This is a genomic window from Halomonas salinarum, assembly GCF_012062845.1.
Taxonomy (GTDB): Bacteria; Pseudomonadota; Gammaproteobacteria; order Pseudomonadales; family Halomonadaceae; genus Onishia; species Onishia salinarum.
Window position 1 is genome coordinate 181213 of the sequence record NZ_WWNB01000001.1, and the last position, 15965, is coordinate 197177.

Consider the following 15965-nt stretch of genomic DNA (forward strand, 5'->3'; position numbering starts at 1 on the left):
TTACTGAAATACCGCATCCCGCTCCACGCTTTAAGTGGCAACTATTGTATACAAATACTATTTACCCCCTTGCAGCATCGACTCCTCGATCCAGGCTAGACGAGCTTGCTGGCCATTCCATATATCGATCACTCATTCCAAACGCCAGCCGGGAGGCGCTAAGGAAGTGCAACAGCACACACGCACTGTGTTTGCTGACCGGCAGAGAATCAGCCGATCAGTCAGAGCTATCACGACGCCTGAACAAGCTTTTCTCCAGTTTCATTTACCTGTTCATACGCCAGAAACGACGACACCCGCCGAAAGGCGGGTGCCGAGACACATCGATTTCAATCTTGAGCCGATCAGGAGCGCTTGCTGTAGGGTAGCGCCATGTGTCGGTTGACATCCTTGTACAGCAAGTAACGGAAGGGCCCAGGTCCACCCGCATAGCAGGCCTGCGGGCAGAAAGCGCGTAGCCACATGTAGTCGCCGGCCTCGACTTCGACCCATTGCTGATTGAGGTGGTAAACCGCCTTGCCCTCGAGCACATAGAGACCGTGCTCCATGACGTGAGTCTCATCGAAGGGAATCACGCCGCCCGGCTGAAAGCTGACGATATTGACGTGCATGTCGTGGCGCATGTCGTCCTGATCGACGAAGCGGGTGGTCGCCCACACCTCGTTACAGTCCGGCATTACCGCGGGCTCGATATCGTTCTCGTTGGTGACGAAAGGCGCTGGCACCTCGATACCGTCAACGAACTCATAGGCCTTGCGAATCCAGTGGAAGCGCACCGGTGCGCCAGCCTCATTGCGCAGCTGCCAGTCAGTTCCTGGCGGGATGAAAGCATAGCCCCCCGGCACCATGTGGTGCTTCTCGCCAGCCAGCGTCAGCGCCATCTCGCCATCCACCACAAAGAGCACGCCCTCGGCGCCCGGATCAGTCTCGGGCCGCTCGCTGCCACCACCGGGCGAGACCTCCATGATGTACTGGGAGAAGGTCTCGGCGAAGCCGGACAGCGGACGCGATAGCACCCAGAGGCGAGTGTTCTCCCAGTGGGGCAGCTTGCTGGCGACGATGTCGCGGTACACGCCCTTGGGAATGACCGCGAAGGCCTCGGTGAACATGGCCCGGTCGGTGGTCATCACCTTCTGGCTCGGGTGGCCGCCCTGGGGGACATAGTACTGATGAGCGGACTGTCGCTGGCTCATGAAGTTGCCTCTTCGTTGCAGTGAGTCGTGACGGCCATGCCTTCCGGCAGGATCACGCGGATATCAAAAGGATGCTTGTCGCAGTTGTTGGCCTCTCCAACGCGGTCGATCACCGGCACTCGCCTGGACGCGCCAGCACCGACTGAAGGAGAGAACCTAGCTCAGGCATGCCAGCTCCTGCCAAACGCAGGACGGGATGGATAAACTACCCCGCCCGAGCGCTCGCGACGATGCGCCTGTAACAACGCGCTCAGGTCGCCGGGTGGTGTTCGGCCCAGTGCCGCGCGATGTCCACGCGGCGGGTCACCCAAACACGGTCGTGGGCCTCGATATGATCGAGGAAGCGCTGCAGCGCCCGGAAACGACCGGGGCGACCGAGAAGCCGGCAGTGCATGCCCACCGAGAGCATCTTCGGCGTGTCCTCGCCCTCGGCATAGAGGACATCGAAAGCGTCACGCAGGTAGGTGAAGAAGTGATCCGCGGTGTTAAAGCCCTGAGGGGCGGCGAAACGCATGTCGTTGCTATCCAGAGTATAGGGCACCACCAGGTGGCTATGCTCCCGGCCCTGGCTGTCCTTCTCGCGGGCCCAAAACGGCAAGTCGTCGCCGTAATAGTCGCTGTCGTAGAGGAAGTTGCCCTCGTCGAGCACCAGGCGCCGGGTATTGGGGCTGTCACGGCCGGTATACCACCCCTGGGGTTTTTCGCCGTACAGCGACTGGAATATCTCGATAGCACGGCGCATATGCTCCCGCTCGATATCTTCGGGCACGTTCTGGTAATGAATCCAGCGATAGCCGTGGCAGGCAATCTCGTGGCCGAGCTCCTTGAAGGCCTGAGCGACCTCGGGATTACGCTCGAGCGCCATGGCCACACCAAACACGGTCAGCGGCAAGCCGCGGCGCTCGAACTCGCGCAGGATCCGCCACACTCCCGCCCGCGAACCATACTCGTAGATAGACTCCATGCTTAGATGACGGTCGGGGAAGGAAGGCGCACCGATGATCTCGGAAAGAAACTGCTCGGAGCCTTCGTCACCATGCAACACATTGTTCTCACCGCCCTCCTCGTAGTTGAGCACGAACTGCACGGCGATACGCGCCTTGCCGGGCCAATTGGCCTGAGGGGGGGTGGCGCCGTAGCCAATCAGGTCGCGGGGGTAATCAGTAGGGGTCGGTGAGGTCATGGCAATGCATCCTTCTGGTTCTGTGTGCGCTCAGCGGCGTCGTAGCCCTATACAAGCGACATAAACTGTATACAAAAAAGGATAGATGGTGCTCAGGATGTATTCAAGGGCACGCCCCAAGCTCGCTGAAGCCGGATAGCCGCCGGGTGTCGTGACCGCCGCGACTGGCCGTTCGGGCTTTGCATACAGGGTAGCACCCAACAGATCAAGGTCGCGCCGCCAGTCGATAGACCTCGCCCTGTTCGGCCATTTTGGCCGCGTTCGCGAAAAGTTACCTACACTGGGGCTTGGGCATCGAACATGACAATGCTGGTGTTGCGCCCGAGTATTGCAAGCACATCGCAAGCCTCATACGCGCCTATTTTGTATACAATAATTAATCACTCATCGCCAATGCTCGTAGCCGAGATGCGGAAACCGTCAGCGCCATACTCTCTGTTCGTCAGTGGCACGCGCACGCTGGCATCGCGGCGAGGAGCTAGCATTACTCACTGCTCCAGAGCTAGGCGCCACAGGTGGCTGATACCAACGACCTAGCCAGGGCATAGGTGGCCACAGCGTTGCATCATTCATCGCTCGACCCCATGGTAGACTGCAACGATCTCACTTGGCGGAGCCCCGGCATACATGTCCCTCGAAGACCTGCACCTGACGCTACGTAACCTCACGCTGGACGACTACCCTCAACTCAAGACGCTGATGGATCGTGTCTATCACGACATCGGCGGCGCCTGGCCTCAGCACACCATCGAGCGCCTGATCGGCGAGTTCCCCGACGGCCAGATCGTCATCGAGGACGACAAGACCCTGATCGGCGTGGCCCTGACCGCTCGGGTCGACTACGAGGAGTTCTCCAACCCGCACCGCTACGACGACCTGATGGACCAGCGGGAGATCATTCGCAACGCGCCGGAAGGCGATGCCATGTATGGCCTGGATGTGCTGATCGACCCGGCCTACCGCGGCTACCGGCTCGGCCGGCGCCTCTACGAGGCGCGCAAGGACCTGTGCAAATCGCTGAACATGCGGGCGATTCTCGCCGGCGGCCGGATCCCCAACTACCACCAGCACGCGAGCGAGATGACCCCGGCTGAGTACCTGGAGCAGGTCTCGCGCAAGGAAATCCACGACCCCATTCTCTCCTTCCAGCTGGCCAACGACTTCCAGGTCAAACGCCTCTTGACCAAGTACCTGCCGGAGGACGAGAAGTCCCAGGGCTACGCGACCCTGCTCGAGTGGAACAACATCCTCTTCGAGCCGGCCGAGCGCGTGCTGGAGAATCGCCCGACCCAGGTGCGCGTGGGCGCGGTGCAGTGGCAGATGCGCGAGTTCTCCTCGGTGGAAGCGGTGCTTCAACAGGCGGAGTACTTCGTCGATGCGCTGTCGGACTACCAGAGCGACTTCGCGGTCTTCCCCGAACTCTTCAACGCGCCGCTGATGGGCCTGCAGGACCGCGCCGCCCAGCAGGATCAGATCGAGGCCATTCGTTTCCTGGCCGGCTTCACCGACCGCTTCAAGACCGAGCTATCGCGCATGGCGGTGTCCTACAACATCAACATCGTCGCCGGTTCGATGATCGAGGAGCGGGATGACGGCAACCTCTACAACATCGCCTATCTCTTCCACCGCGATGGCGACATCGAGGCCCAGGCCAAGCTGCACATCACCCCCCAGGAGCGCCGCGACTGGATCATCGAGGGCGGCGACGACCTGCGGGTCTTCGACACCGACGCCGGCCGCGTGGGCATCCTGATCTGCTACGACGTCGAGTTCCCCGAGATCTCGCGCCTGCTCGCCGACCAGGACATGGACATCCTCTTCGTGCCCTTCTGGACCGACACCAAGAATGGCTACCTAAGGGTGCGCCACTGCGCCCAGGCCCGGGCCATCGAGAACGAGTGCTACGTCGTGCTGTGCGGCAGCGTCGGCAACGTGCCCTCCATCGAGAACATGGAGATCCAGTACGCCCAGTCGTCGGTCTTCTCGCCCTCGGACTTCGCCTTCCCCCACGACGCCGTGCTCTCCGAGACCACGCCCAACACCGAGATGATCATGTTCTCGGACCTCGACCTGACGCGACTCACCGTGGTGCGCAACGAGGGCTCGGTGACCAACCTGAAGGATCGCCGGCAGGACCTGTTCGACCTGCGCTGGCGCGACTGGTCCTGGAAGTCTGGCTCCCGCCAGGACGATAGCTGATCCATGCTCGAGCACTGGCGCCGCTGGCGGGCCGCCCGGTTCGCCACCCGCCACCCCTTCCCCGCAGAGACCTGGGCCGAGGCCCGGGCTCGCTTGCCACTGCTTACGGCATTGAGCGATGAAGACGCCGAGCATCTGGGCAAGCGAGCCTGGGGCTTCGTGCATGCCAAGCGGCTCTCGCTGCACCCTGCCCTGGCCGATACGCCTTTCGACGAACCGGCTCGCCTGGCACTGGCCGCTCAGGCCTGTCTGCTGACCCTAGGCTGGTCGGACGCCGAGCATCATGAGGCCTTCGCCAATGTGCACGAGATCCTGATTCTGCCCGAGGCCTTCGAGCGCCGCGTCGAGGAACTGGACGAGGCCGGGGTCATGCATCAGTACGCCGATGAACGCGCCGGCGAGACCTCCTATCAGGGGCCGGTGGTGGTGGCCTATCCGGATCTCATGGAAAGCGGCGACTTCAAAGGCTTCAACGTGCTGATCCACGAACTCGCCCACAAGCTCGATATGGGCAACTCGCTGGATGTCGACGGCTTCCCGCCGCTACCGCGGGACATAGCCGCCAATGACTGGCATCGGGTCTTCACCGCGGTATGGGACGACCTGCAGGCGCGCCTCGCTCGCGGCGAGGACACCCCCATAGACGACTATGCGGCGAGCCATCCCGGGGAATGTTTCGCGGTCTGTTGCGAATACTTCTTCAGTGCTCCGGACCAACTCGATGAGGCCTACCCCGCCCTATACGCATTGCTTGCCCGCTACTTCCAGCAGGATCCGCTGACGCGGTTGAAAGCCCACTCCCAAGACTAAGCGGCGACTTTTACAATAGACCGCCCTGGCACGCTCTTTTGATCATTTATGTCTTATGATCACGAACTCGGCAGTGCAGCAACGACTTTTGGCCAGCTAGAATCATCCGCCGTCTCTCACAGAGAATAAGGATGACGCAGAATGCGTGCCCATTTCGGGATCCGGTCCGGATGAAATTTTCATGACAAGCAGGCTCAGCGTCCGCGGTGAGTAGACCGGCAGCCAGCGTACCCTTCGCGCCCGGTATGCCACTTTGGCCACCGGGCGCGTTGTCGTATGCTGTGCGTCCTCTGACCCATCACCTGCAAGGATCACGCATGCCACGCCCTCTTCTGATTCTCCTGCTGCTGCTCGTCGCCCTGCTGGCGATGGGGGGCCTGTGGCAATGGCTGGCCATGCATGACGTCTTGACCGTGGCGCGACTGCAGGCCATCGCCGCAGGCTCGGTGGCCTGGACGCAGTCACCATGGGCGGTCCTGCTGGTTGTGGCGGTCTATGCAGGCGCCTCTCTGATCATGTTTCCGCTCAGCCTGTTGGTGGCGGTGACCGGGCTTTTATTCGGCCCCTGGTGGGGCTTCGGCTATGCCCTGGCAGGCACACTGGCCGCCTCGATCCTGACCTACGGGGTGGGACGTCGACTCGGCCGCGAGGCACTGATGCGCTACGGCGGACGACATCTCAAGGGGCTGTCACGCTATCTGGCGGGCAGAGGCATTCGTACCATGACGGTGGTCAATCTCCTGCCGCTGGCCCCCTTTACACTCACCAACATGATGGCCGGTGCTTTTCACCTGCGCTTTCGTGATTATCTGATTGGCTCGATTATCGGCATCGTGCCGGGGCTTGTCGGCGTCACCCTGCTAGGCAGTCAGCTGGGGCAACTGGTCACCGCCGACAACAAGGGAGAACTTGCCATGGCGCTGGGGGGAATCATCTTGGGGGTGCTGGTGCTTGTCGGTCTCAAGCGCTATGCCGCGCGTCGCCAGCAACGATTGCCAGGGCAGATGGCCAAGCCAGGCGGATCACCATCCTCGAGCGAGCAAGCCTCTGACGAAAGCCCCTCCGCACAACAAGAAAAAGACGACGCAACCAAATCCTGAGGCGCTGGCAACAAGGGGGCGATTCGGTGCTGGACACGATGCGTATGCCTCGCCATGCGCCGTGCATTCATCAGGCGTCAGGCGTTACTTGGGCGTCACTTCCTTCGACTCTGGCTCGTCGTCCTCCTGGCTGCGGCCGATCAGCGGCTGCCATTCGGCATGCTCCCACTCCTCCTGAAGAATGGAGCGCAGTATCCGCCCACGGTGACAGAGCATGTACCACTCGGCACCCAAGCGGCTGCGCACCCGATCCCAGGTGCCATCATCGGCATGACTGAAGGGGCCACCCACGGCGATCGCGCCACGATAGACCTCCAGGCAACGACGGGCGCAGGCGGTTTCATCGAAGGCCTTGGCGGTAGCAAGCGCGCCCTTGGCCATCGCCTCTCGGCAATCGGGCCGGGCAAGCTCTATCATGGCATCGGCCATGGCTTCGCGATCATCACCGGGCAGAAGCCTGCCATTGTGACCATCCTTGAGCACCTCGCGTACCCCAGGGGCAGTGATGGCCACGACCGGCAAACCGGCGGCCATGGCTTCGACGACCACCATTCCCTGAGTTTCGCTATGGGAGGCGAAACCGAATACGTCCATGGCATGGTAGGCATCAATCAGCGCCTGTCCCTGCAGGCGACCACTGAAATGCAGCCGTGAGGCCACACCCATGCGCTCGGCAACGCCTTCCATCGCCGCGCGCGCGTCGCCATCACCGACCACCAGGCAGTGGGCCTCGGGCAGTTGCTCAAGCATTCGTGCCACCGCCTCGATGAGAAAGGGCAGGTTTTTCTCCCTGGCGAGCCTGCCGACATGTCCCACCACATAGGCGTCCTGCGGAATGCCGAGCGCCAGACGCAGCGCAGCACCATCACCTTGGGCAAAGCGCCGAGTATCAACACCACTAGGCACCACCCAGACATTCGGGTTGGCATCCCGCGCGAAGAGCAGCTCACGGATACTCTCGCTGGGCGCGATCACCGCTTCGCAAAGCCGCGTGTACTGGGTGGACAAGGCCACCGCAAAACGCTGCATGCGCGGCGAGTCGCCGGGCACGTAGTGAGTGTAGTGCTCGTAGAGGGTGTGATGGGTGAACACCAGCGGTAGCCCGTAGGTCTCAGCGGCCCGAGCCGCGGTATCGCCGAGCAGGAAGGGGTGGTGCGAGTGCACGATGTCGGGGTCGAAGGCCTCGATGGCCTCATAGAGCTGACCGGGAATCGGCACCGGCAGTGAGAAGTCACTGCCGTTGAAATGCTGGACAGCAGCGACGCGCACCACATCGTCTTCATCTTCCGGCTGCCCGGTCAATTTGGGGGCGACCACCAATACCTGATGCCCCTCAGCTTGCAGCCGTGTTTTCAGACGCTGAACAGACTCACTGACCCCGCCCACGATCGGACAGTAAGTGTTGGTGAACATCAGCACATTCACGCCATGGACTCCCTCGTCAGCGTTTCCTGGTTACGTCGGCCGCCGGCCCCAGCAGAGCTTGCCTCCCTTAAGATAGGCGATACTGCCAGGAAACCCAGACGTCACGCGACGGCGAGATCATACACCCCATGCAAGCCCACTCGCACCTATGCCCCTTCCCCCTTCGTCGAGTCAGCGCCCTTCAGCAGGCATCCAGGGGTAGACTGCCAGCAGCCCGACAACTCACAAGGAGTGACCATGACACATCGCATCGCGGTTCTCGCCGGTGACGGCATCGGTACTGAAGTCATGCCCGAGGGCGTGCGCGCCCTCGAGGCCGCCGCCGAGCGCTTTGACATCACGCTCTCGCTCGAGCCTTTCGACTTCGCTAGCTGCGACTACTACCTCGAGCACGGCCAGATGCTGCCGGATGACTGGCACGCCACTCTCGCCCAGTTCGACGCCATCTTCTATGGCGCCATCGGCTGGCCGGACAAGGTCCCCGACCACATCTCGCTGTGGGGCTCACTGCTCAAGTTTCGCCGCGAGTTCGATCAGTACGTCAACCTGCGCCCCTGCCGCCTGCTGCCCGGCATCGAGAGCCCGCTGGCCGGCCGCGTCCCGGGTGATATCGACTTTTATGTCGTGCGCGAGAACACCGAGGGTGAATATTCAAGCGTTGGCGGCACCATGTTCGAGGGCACCGATCGTGAAGTAGTGATTCAGGAGACGGTAATGACCCGCACCGGCGTCGATCGCGTGCTCAAGTACGCCTTCGACCTTGCCGCCACGCGTCCCAGAAAAAAGCTGACCTCGGCGACCAAGTCCAACGGCATCGCCATCACCATGCCCTGGTGGGATACGCGTGTGGCGGCGATGGCCAAGCACTACCCCAAGGTCGCGGTCGATCAGTTCCACATCGACATCCTGACCGCCAACTTCGTGCTGCACCCGGACTGGTTCGATGTGGTGGTGGCCAGCAACCTCTTCGGCGACATCCTCTCCGATCTGGGGCCGGCCTGTACCGGCACCATCGGCGTGGCGCCTTCTGCCAATATCAACCCTGAGGGCAATTTCCCGAGTCTGTTCGAACCCGTGCACGGCAGTGCGCCGGATATCGCCGGCAAGCACATCGCCAACCCTATCGGTCAGATATGGTCCGGCGCCATGATGCTCGAACATCTGGGCTACAAGGAAGCTGCCGATGCCATCGTCGCTGCCTTCGAGGCGGTTCTAGCTGAGGGGGGTACCCGCGTCCTGACCCCGGACCTTAAAGGCACCGGGTCGACACAGACACTTGGCCAGGCAATTGCCGAGCGTATCGCCGCCGGCTGATACGATACGACCCAGGTATCCGGCGGCTCTGGCGTCACATCATGAATCGCTTATGATGAAAATTCATTACCTACTGCCCAGGAGCCGCCATGCCGCTTCATGATCTGACTCGTCGGCCCTCGCGTCGCCAGCTCGCCGTCGCCCTGCCCCTCGTCGCCTCTGGGCTGCTCGCCGGCTGCACCGGCATCCCCGAGGGCACCCAGGCCGTCGACGACTTCAATCTGGACCGCTACCTGGGGCGCTGGTATGAGATCGCACGTCTCGATCACAGCTTCGAAGAAGGGCTCGACTGCGTCACCGCCGACTACTCCATGCGCGATGACGGCGGGGTGAAGGTGATCAACGCCGGCGTGAACCTCGAGACTGGCGAACCAAATGTCGCCGAGGGCAAGGCCTACTTCATCGATGAACCGAGCGTGGCCCGTCTCAAGGTCAGCTTCTTTGGCCCCTTCTATGGCGGCTATAACGTGCTGGAACTCGACACTGACTATCAGCATGCGCTGGTCGCCGGCCCCAACCGCGATTATCTGTGGATACTCGCCCGCACCCCAACCCTTGCCCCCGACACCTACCAGGCGTTGGTGGAACGCGCGGGCGAACTCGACTTTGCCATCGACGAGCTCATCAAGGTCGAACAGGGCGACGCCTGCCCACGCCGCTGACAACACCTGGCAAGCTGCGGGCCCTTTTCACTATCGCACCAGGCATTTTCATCAGCTCGACGTCTAGCCTTGTCGGCAAGGCAACGGATTCGGAAGGTGGGTTCATTGATCGTCTTGCGACGACCGTTCATGACAACAATCCGACAAGCAGGCGTCTCGATGATGGAGTTTCAAGCGGCGCGTTTCGCCGGCCACTGCCCGCCTTTGGCCCGGCATACTCACATCATTGACAGCCATGCTCGCCAACCTGGGTATCTGCATGCTGGATAACTGGCTCGATCAACTCCTCGATGATGTCACACCAGAACACAGTCATGGCCGGCTGCCCTTCGGCCACTACCGGCTGCACGGCCCCGGCATCCTGGAACTCAGCCCCAACGAGACGCTTCCCGGCGCCCGGGCTTGCGTGTTCTCGGCGGCGGTGCACGGTAACGAAACGGCACCGGTGGAACTCATTGGCGACCTGCTATCTCGGCTCGAGGCCGGGCTTATTCGCCTGGGCGCACCGGTACTTTTGCTGATCGGCAACCCACCTGCACTGCGGGCCGGCAAGCGCTTCATTACCACCAACTTGAACCGGCTGTTCCAGCGCGACCTGGACACGCCTGGCGAGGAACCGGATCGGGCCCGCGCATTGATGGCAGCGGCGGATGATTTCTTCGCCCGTCACGCGACACTGCCGCCCTTGCACTACGACCTGCATACCGCGATCCGCGACAGCCGCTTTCCGCGCTTCGCCGTGGAGCCCTACACCGAGTCCATCGCGACGCCATCGACACAATGGCAATGGCTGGCTCGCGCCGGCATCCAGGCGGTGCTCCACCAGCACTGCCATAGCTGGACCTTCTCGCATTACTCGCGTCATTATCACCGCGCTCAGGCATTCACGCTGGAACTCGGTCGCGTCGCGCCTTTCGGCGAGAATGACCTGGCCGCCCTGCGCCCCATGCGCGCCCTGCTCGAAGCGCTGGTCGAGGGTCATGAGCCCCCGGGATCACCCGCCGAGAGCATGAGCTTCTTTCGTGTCGAGCATGAGCTCATGCGCGAGTCCGACGACTTTGCTCTCTGCTTCGACGACGCCACACCGAACTTCTGTGAATTCGCGCCAGGTGAGCGGCTCGCCCGGGACGCCGAGGCCGGCGATTATGTAGTGGGACAACACCCGCAGCGAGTGGTCTTCCCCAACGCTCATGTCGAAATCGGCGCTCGGGCAGCCCTACTGGTCGTCGAGGTGCCGCCTCCAGACTGAAGCGGCTAGACGCTTCATGATATCGAGATACCCGTGGCAATTACCCACGAGAAAAAACAGTCGTATGAAACAGGCTTAATAGAATTACGTCCATTACAACAACAAGTTAGAGGAAACCTCCATGTCGCCCTACTCTTACACCCTAGACAAAAGTCGTAGCCCAAGGCCTTATATCTCCTCTGCCAGCCCGTTCCCAGGCTGATAGAATCGCCCCCTTTTCGCGCCAGCCACGCTGACTTCCTGCCCTGCCGTCACCCCGGCATGAGGCCCCCTGCACTGGAGCTCGAATCCATGGCCGCTACGCCTATTCCCCTGGAAGTACGCAACATCAAGAAACGCTTCGGTGACACCGAAGTGTTGAAGGGCCTGTCGCTCAAGGCCGAGAAAGGTGACGTCATCACCCTGATCGGTGCCTCTGGTTCAGGCAAGAGCACCTTCCTGCGCTGCATGAACCTGCTTGAGCAACCCAACGAGGGCGATTTGATCGTCCACGGCGAGGACATCCGTTTCAAGATGACCAAGCATGGGCGCGAGCCGGCCGACTGGAAACAGGTCGTGGCCATGCGTGCCAAGCTGTCGATGGTCTTCCAGAGCTTCAACCTCTGGGCCCACATGACGCTACTCGAGAACATTATCGAGGCGCCGATCCATGTGCTTGGCAAATCCCGCAAGGATGCCGTCGCCCATGCTCGTGAACTCCTCGAACGCGTCGGCCTGGCCGAGCGTGCCGACTACTATCCGGCCCAGATGTCCGGCGGACAGCAACAGCGTGGCGCCATCGCCCGGGCGCTGGCCATGGACCCGGAGGTGATGCTGTTCGACGAGCCCACCTCGGCGCTGGATCCGGAGCTGGTCGGTGACGTGCTCAAGGTCATGCGCGACCTCGCCAAGGAAGGCCGCACCATGATCGTGGTCACCCACGAGATGGCCTTCGCCCGTGATGTCTCCACCGAGGTGATCTATCTGCACCAGGGGCAGGTCGAAGAAGCCGGGCCGCCGGATGAAGTGCTCGGCAACCCCAAGTCCGAGCGCCTCAAGCAGTTCCTGGCGCCCAAGCACTGATGCGCCGCCGCGGAACAAGGAGACTCACATGATCGACCTGCATGGCTACGGCCCGCGCCTTTTCGAAGGCGCCATGATCACCATCCAGTTGGGGATATTGTCACTGATCCTCGCGCTGGTGCTGGGGTTGCTAACCGCCAGCGCCAAGATGTCACGCAGCTGGGCGCTACGCCGCATTGGCACCCTCTACACCACCATCATCCGCGGCGTGCCGGACCTCGTGCTGATGATGCTGCTGTTCTTCGGCGGGCAGATTGGTATCAACCAGGTCACCGACTGGCTCTACTATCAGTTCGATATCGACATCTTCATCAACGTCAACGAGTTCGTGGCCGGGGTGCTGACCATCGGCCTGATCTTCGGCGCCTACATGGGCGAGACCTTTCGCGGCGCCTTCATGGCGGTGGATAACGGCCAGATCGAGGCCGGCCGCGCCTATGGCATGAGCAACTGGCTGGTGTTCCGGCGCATCCGCTTCCCACAGATGATGCGCCACGCCCTGCCGGGCCTGTCGAACAACTGGATGGTACTGCTCAAGACCACCGCCCTGGTCTCGGTGATCGGCCTATCCGACATGGTGCGTGTGGCGGCCGAGGCCTCCAAGGCGACCCGCGAGCCCTTCACCTTCATGCTGATCGTTGCCGGCATCTACCTGCTGATTGCCAGCGCCTCCGAATGGGGCTTTGCACGGCTACAGAAACACTATGACGTCGGCTTTGGGGAGACCAACTGATGGAATCGCTCACGACCTGGATCGAGGGGCTGCTGGCCAACAACGACATCTTCACCCTGCAGACACTCTCCTATTACGGAGAAGGCCTGACCACCACCGTCCAACTGGTGTTCCTGTCCCTGATCATCGGCCTGGTGCTGGCGGTGCCGCTGGCCATCGGCCGCGGCTCGAAGCACCGCTGGATCCAGCTGCCGATCTTCTTCTACTGCTATGTCTTCCGCGGCACGCCACTGCTGGTTCAGCTTTACCTGATCTACTACGGCGTGGTGTTCATCGAGGGCATTCAGGACACCTGGCTATGGGTGATCCTCGAGAAGCCCTTCGTGCCCGCGCTGATCGCCTTCACCCTGAACACCGCGGCCTACACCACCGAGATCTTCCGCGGCGCCATCAAGTCCACCGCCCGCGGCGAGATCGAGGCGGCCCGCGCCTACGGCATGTCCTGGTGGCTGATGATGCGGCGCATCGTGCTGCCCAGCGCCTTCCGTCGTGCCCTGCCCGCCTACGGCAACGAGGTGATCTTCATGCTGCATGCCAGCGCGATCGCCAGCGTGGTCACGATCATGGACCTGACCGGTGCGGCACGCTTCGTCTATGCGCGTTACTACGCGCCCTTCGACGCCTTCCTGTTCGTCGCGGCCATCTATTTGTGCCTCACCTTCAGCATCCTCTACCTGTTCCGCTATCTCGAGAAGCGCCTCCTGGCGCATCTCAAACCATCGAGACAATAACGGCTTAGCGTCAAACAAGCGTTGGAAAGCAGGGCAGTATTGCCCCTGCTTTCCCCTTCCGACCGTCCCCGGGGTGCGCTATCTTGGCGGCGGACATCACCCACAAGGTGATTCACTACAATAACGGAGATATCCTCCATGAAGATCCAGACAGTCCTCGGCATCGGCCTGATCGGCGCCACCCTCTTCGCCGGTAGCGCCAACGCTGACGTACGCGACATCCGCATCGGCGTCGATGTCCCCTACGAACCGATGGAATTCCGCACGCCCGATGGCGAGCTGACCGGCTTCGACATTGAGCTTGGCAACGCGCTGTGCGCCGAAGTCGGCATCCAGTGCGAGTGGGTCGTGCAGGGCTGGGATGGCATCATCCCGGGCCTGATGGCGCGCAAGTACGACGCCATCATGTCGTCCATGACTATCAACGAAGACCGCCGCAAGCAAGTGCTGTTCTCCGACCCCTACTTCACGCCGCCCTCCGCCTGGTTCGCCCCGGTTTCGAGCGATATCCAAGCGCCCGCTCCGCAGACCCTGGAAGGCAGCACCATCGGCGTCCAGCGCGGTACCCTGCAGGACAACTACGTCACCGACAACTTCGGTGACGTGGCTGATATCAACCGCTATGCCACCGCCGACGATATGGTGCTGGACATGGACGCGGGCCGTCTGGATATCGTCTTCCTCGACTTCCCGGTCGGCAAGGCCACGCTGATCGACAGCAATGCCGGCGACTACAAGGTGATTGGCGAGATGATCACCGAGCCCAAGGAATACTTCGGTGACGGCTTCGGCATTGCCTTCCGCCAGCGCGATGAAGAACTGGCCCAGGCCTTCAATGAGGCGCTCTCCACCTTGAAGGACAACGGTACCTACGAAGAAATCTACAGCGACTACTTCGGCTCGAAGTAAGCCTCAACGCGCAAGACTCGTGTCTTGCCGCGCATGAACAACGGCCCCGAGGATATCGGGGCCGTTGGCGTTTAAGCTTGGAAGACGCCTTAACGCTATAGCATGGCGACAGCTCAAGTATATTCTCGCTTAATAAAGCGTTATTGATGATCAAATATCATATTTACACACCGATATTTTCCTGAATTTTATAAAAAGCCTATTATTAGCGACCGTTTTCAGTCATGAAGGTGGGTTGCCTTACGAAAGCGCGTTGGTGATATACCGAACAGCCGACTAAAGCAGCGCCTGAAGTGGGAGATATTAACAAAACCCGTCGCGACGGCAATATAGGTGAGACTTTTATTCGTATGTTGCAATAACTGTCGGGCTTGAGTTAGCCGCAACTCCAAATAATACCGTGACGGTGTTGCTTCAAGGCAACAGTTGAATAAGCGCTCCAACTGACGCCTCGAAATCCCGATCCAAGTCGCCATCTCTTCGATCGACAAGGGCTCATCAATGTTATTACTCATTAGCTCTAACGCATCCTTGAGTGCCTGAGGAAGGCTGAGGTCGCGATCGATGCTCATGACAGACGTATCAATGACTTCCGACATTTTGTCACAACTCAAGACTTCCTCAATGGCATTGATATAGACACCCTCACAGTCCTGACGGATGATCAACAACATCATGTCCAGCGAGCTATTGGCACCGGCACAGCTTGCCCGATCGCGATCCACAACACAGCTCCGATGAGAGACTACAACCTCAGGAAACTCTTCCGACATCATGCTTCGCCCATCGGGGTGGAACGCACATTCGTATCCGTCCAGCAAACCGGCCTCGGCAATGAAGTATGCACCATTCCACAACCCTCCCAGCAGACACCCGGCATGGCTTGCGGCTTTCAATTTAGCTCTAAGAGAATGGAAGGAGTGCATTTCGAGGCGATACCCGCCGCAGAGTATGAGGTAATCAAACTCTCCCTCATCTAGATCTTCCAGAGCATAATTTACAGCGACTTCGATTCCTATATCACTAAGAACCTTGTGACCGCCATCGCTGAAAACCGAAACTTCATACCTCACGTTCGACTTGACTAAATTGGCAGTTACCAGAGCATCCACAGCCCCCGTAAAGGCCATCAAGGAGAAATGCTCAAAAAGTATGAAGGCAGCCTTTTTTCTTCGAATTATCGGATCTTCACTAGCTAGAGCGTTAATGAAGGCTCTGTTCTTGCTAATTAGAAGGCTTTCAAATCTAGCACTTTTCACCATGATGTTTTTACCGGCGGTCTTTATAATCCCAACCGGACCTTGTTAAGAGGTGATGAAAGCCCTTACATACGCTCCTTGCATTAACTGCCATGAAACGTCTAAGCAAAGGGCAACTCCACACCAATACCGGCAT

General features: G+C 60.6%; 14 protein-coding genes. 10 read left to right on the top strand and 4 right to left on the bottom strand.

Features of this window, described 5'->3' with window-relative positions; all coding sequences use genetic code 11:
• Positions 1-344 precede the first annotated feature (344 nt).
• Both HF027_RS00790 and puuE read right to left on the bottom strand, forming a co-directional pair.
• Positions 345-1193: a bifunctional allantoicase/(S)-ureidoglycine aminohydrolase gene (locus HF027_RS00790; protein WP_168011961.1), complete on the bottom strand. Its 849-nt coding sequence runs from the start codon at positions 1191-1193 to the stop codon at positions 345-347.
• A gap of 250 nt (positions 1194-1443) precedes the next feature.
• A complete protein-coding gene (gene puuE, locus HF027_RS00795; protein WP_168011962.1) occupies positions 1444-2376 on the bottom strand; it encodes an allantoinase PuuE in 933 nt (310 codons plus the stop codon).
• A 627-nt stretch (positions 2377-3003) separates the two neighbouring features.
• On the opposite strand from puuE, the gene HF027_RS00800 reads away from it, so the two are divergent.
• The 3 genes from HF027_RS00800 (at position 3004) to HF027_RS00810 (ending at position 6485) form a co-directional block, all read left to right on the top strand.
• Positions 3004-4575, top strand: coding sequence for a carbon-nitrogen hydrolase family protein (locus tag HF027_RS00800; RefSeq protein WP_168011963.1), 1572 nt, complete (start codon positions 3004-3006; stop codon positions 4573-4575).
• Between the two features lie 3 nt (positions 4576-4578).
• Positions 4579-5385: a M90 family metallopeptidase gene (locus HF027_RS00805; protein WP_168011964.1), complete on the top strand. Its 807-nt coding sequence runs from the start codon at positions 4579-4581 to the stop codon at positions 5383-5385.
• 317 nt (positions 5386-5702) lie between these two features.
• Positions 5703-6485 carry a TVP38/TMEM64 family protein gene (locus HF027_RS00810; protein ID WP_168011965.1) on the top strand — a complete coding sequence of 261 codons (783 nt, stop codon included), beginning with the start codon at positions 5703-5705 and terminating at the stop codon, positions 6483-6485.
• 84 nt (positions 6486-6569) lie between these two features.
• Here HF027_RS00810 and HF027_RS00815 read toward each other — a convergent pair whose 3' ends face one another.
• Positions 6570-7910, bottom strand: a complete 1341-nt coding sequence (locus HF027_RS00815) for a glycosyltransferase (protein ID WP_245184389.1) — start codon at positions 7908-7910, stop codon at positions 6570-6572.
• A gap of 237 nt (positions 7911-8147) precedes the next feature.
• Here HF027_RS00815 and HF027_RS00820 point away from each other — a divergent pair, with 237 nt between their 5' ends.
• The 7 genes from HF027_RS00820 (at position 8148) to HF027_RS00850 (ending at position 14570) form a co-directional block, all read left to right on the top strand.
• On the top strand, positions 8148-9224 hold the full coding sequence (locus tag HF027_RS00820) for a tartrate dehydrogenase (RefSeq protein WP_280730162.1): 1077 nt from the start codon (positions 8148-8150) through the stop codon (positions 9222-9224).
• Positions 9225-9313: 89 nt separating this feature from the next.
• Entirely contained in the window at positions 9314-9886 is a 573-nt protein-coding gene (locus tag HF027_RS00825; RefSeq protein ID WP_168011967.1) for a lipocalin family protein, read from the top strand.
• A gap of 259 nt (positions 9887-10145) precedes the next feature.
• Positions 10146-11135 (top strand): succinylglutamate desuccinylase, encoded by a 990-nt coding sequence (locus HF027_RS00830; protein WP_168012254.1) that lies wholly within the window; start codon positions 10146-10148, stop codon positions 11133-11135.
• 291 nt (positions 11136-11426) lie between these two features.
• On the top strand, positions 11427-12197 hold the full coding sequence (locus HF027_RS00835; RefSeq protein WP_168011968.1) for an ABC transporter ATP-binding protein: 771 nt from the start codon (positions 11427-11429) through the stop codon (positions 12195-12197).
• A gap of 28 nt (positions 12198-12225) precedes the next feature.
• Complete coding sequence (locus tag HF027_RS00840; RefSeq protein WP_168011970.1) at positions 12226-12930, top strand: ABC transporter permease; 705 nt, start codon at positions 12226-12228, stop codon at positions 12928-12930.
• The gene (locus HF027_RS00845) at positions 12930-13661 is read left to right on the top strand and encodes an ABC transporter permease (protein ID WP_168011972.1); all 732 of its coding nucleotides are present in this window, start codon (positions 12930-12932) and stop codon (positions 13659-13661) included. The genes HF027_RS00840 and HF027_RS00845 overlap by 1 nt, the downstream gene beginning before the upstream one ends.
• 138 nt (positions 13662-13799) lie before the next feature.
• The gene (locus HF027_RS00850) at positions 13800-14570 is read left to right on the top strand and encodes a transporter substrate-binding domain-containing protein (protein WP_425338647.1); all 771 of its coding nucleotides are present in this window, start codon (positions 13800-13802) and stop codon (positions 14568-14570) included.
• A 218-nt stretch (positions 14571-14788) separates the two neighbouring features.
• On the opposite strand, the gene HF027_RS00855 is transcribed toward HF027_RS00850, so the two are convergent.
• A complete protein-coding gene (locus tag HF027_RS00855) occupies positions 14789-15832 on the bottom strand; it encodes a GlxA family transcriptional regulator (protein WP_168011974.1) in 1044 nt (347 codons plus the stop codon).
• Positions 15833-15965: the final 133 nt, after the last annotated feature.

Coding starts and splice junctions, on each gene's coding strand:
- HF027_RS00805 (WP_168011964.1), top strand. CDS start 4,579: ATGCTCGAGCACTGGCGCCGCTGGCGGGCCGCCCGGTTCGCCACCCGC.
- HF027_RS00820 (WP_280730162.1), top strand. CDS start 8,148: ATGACACATCGCATCGCGGTTCTCGCCGGTGACGGCATCGGTACTGAA.
- HF027_RS00840 (WP_168011970.1), top strand. CDS start 12,226: ATGATCGACCTGCATGGCTACGGCCCGCGCCTTTTCGAAGGCGCCATG.
- HF027_RS00790 (WP_168011961.1), bottom strand. CDS start 1,193: ATGAGCCAGCGACAGTCCGCTCATCAGTACTATGTCCCCCAGGGCGGC.
- puuE (WP_168011962.1), bottom strand. CDS start 2,376: ATGACCTCACCGACCCCTACTGATTACCCCCGCGACCTGATTGGCTAC.
- HF027_RS00825 (WP_168011967.1), top strand. CDS start 9,314: ATGCCGCTTCATGATCTGACTCGTCGGCCCTCGCGTCGCCAGCTCGCC.
- HF027_RS00830 (WP_168012254.1), top strand. CDS start 10,146: ATGCTGGATAACTGGCTCGATCAACTCCTCGATGATGTCACACCAGAA.
- HF027_RS00845 (WP_168011972.1), top strand. CDS start 12,930: ATGGAATCGCTCACGACCTGGATCGAGGGGCTGCTGGCCAACAACGAC.
- HF027_RS00800 (WP_168011963.1), top strand. CDS start 3,004: ATGTCCCTCGAAGACCTGCACCTGACGCTACGTAACCTCACGCTGGAC.
- HF027_RS00850 (WP_425338647.1), top strand. CDS start 13,800: ATGAAGATCCAGACAGTCCTCGGCATCGGCCTGATCGGCGCCACCCTC.
- HF027_RS00855 (WP_168011974.1), bottom strand. CDS start 15,832: ATGGTGAAAAGTGCTAGATTTGAAAGCCTTCTAATTAGCAAGAACAGA.
- HF027_RS00835 (WP_168011968.1), top strand. CDS start 11,427: ATGGCCGCTACGCCTATTCCCCTGGAAGTACGCAACATCAAGAAACGC.
- HF027_RS00810 (WP_168011965.1), top strand. CDS start 5,703: ATGCCACGCCCTCTTCTGATTCTCCTGCTGCTGCTCGTCGCCCTGCTG.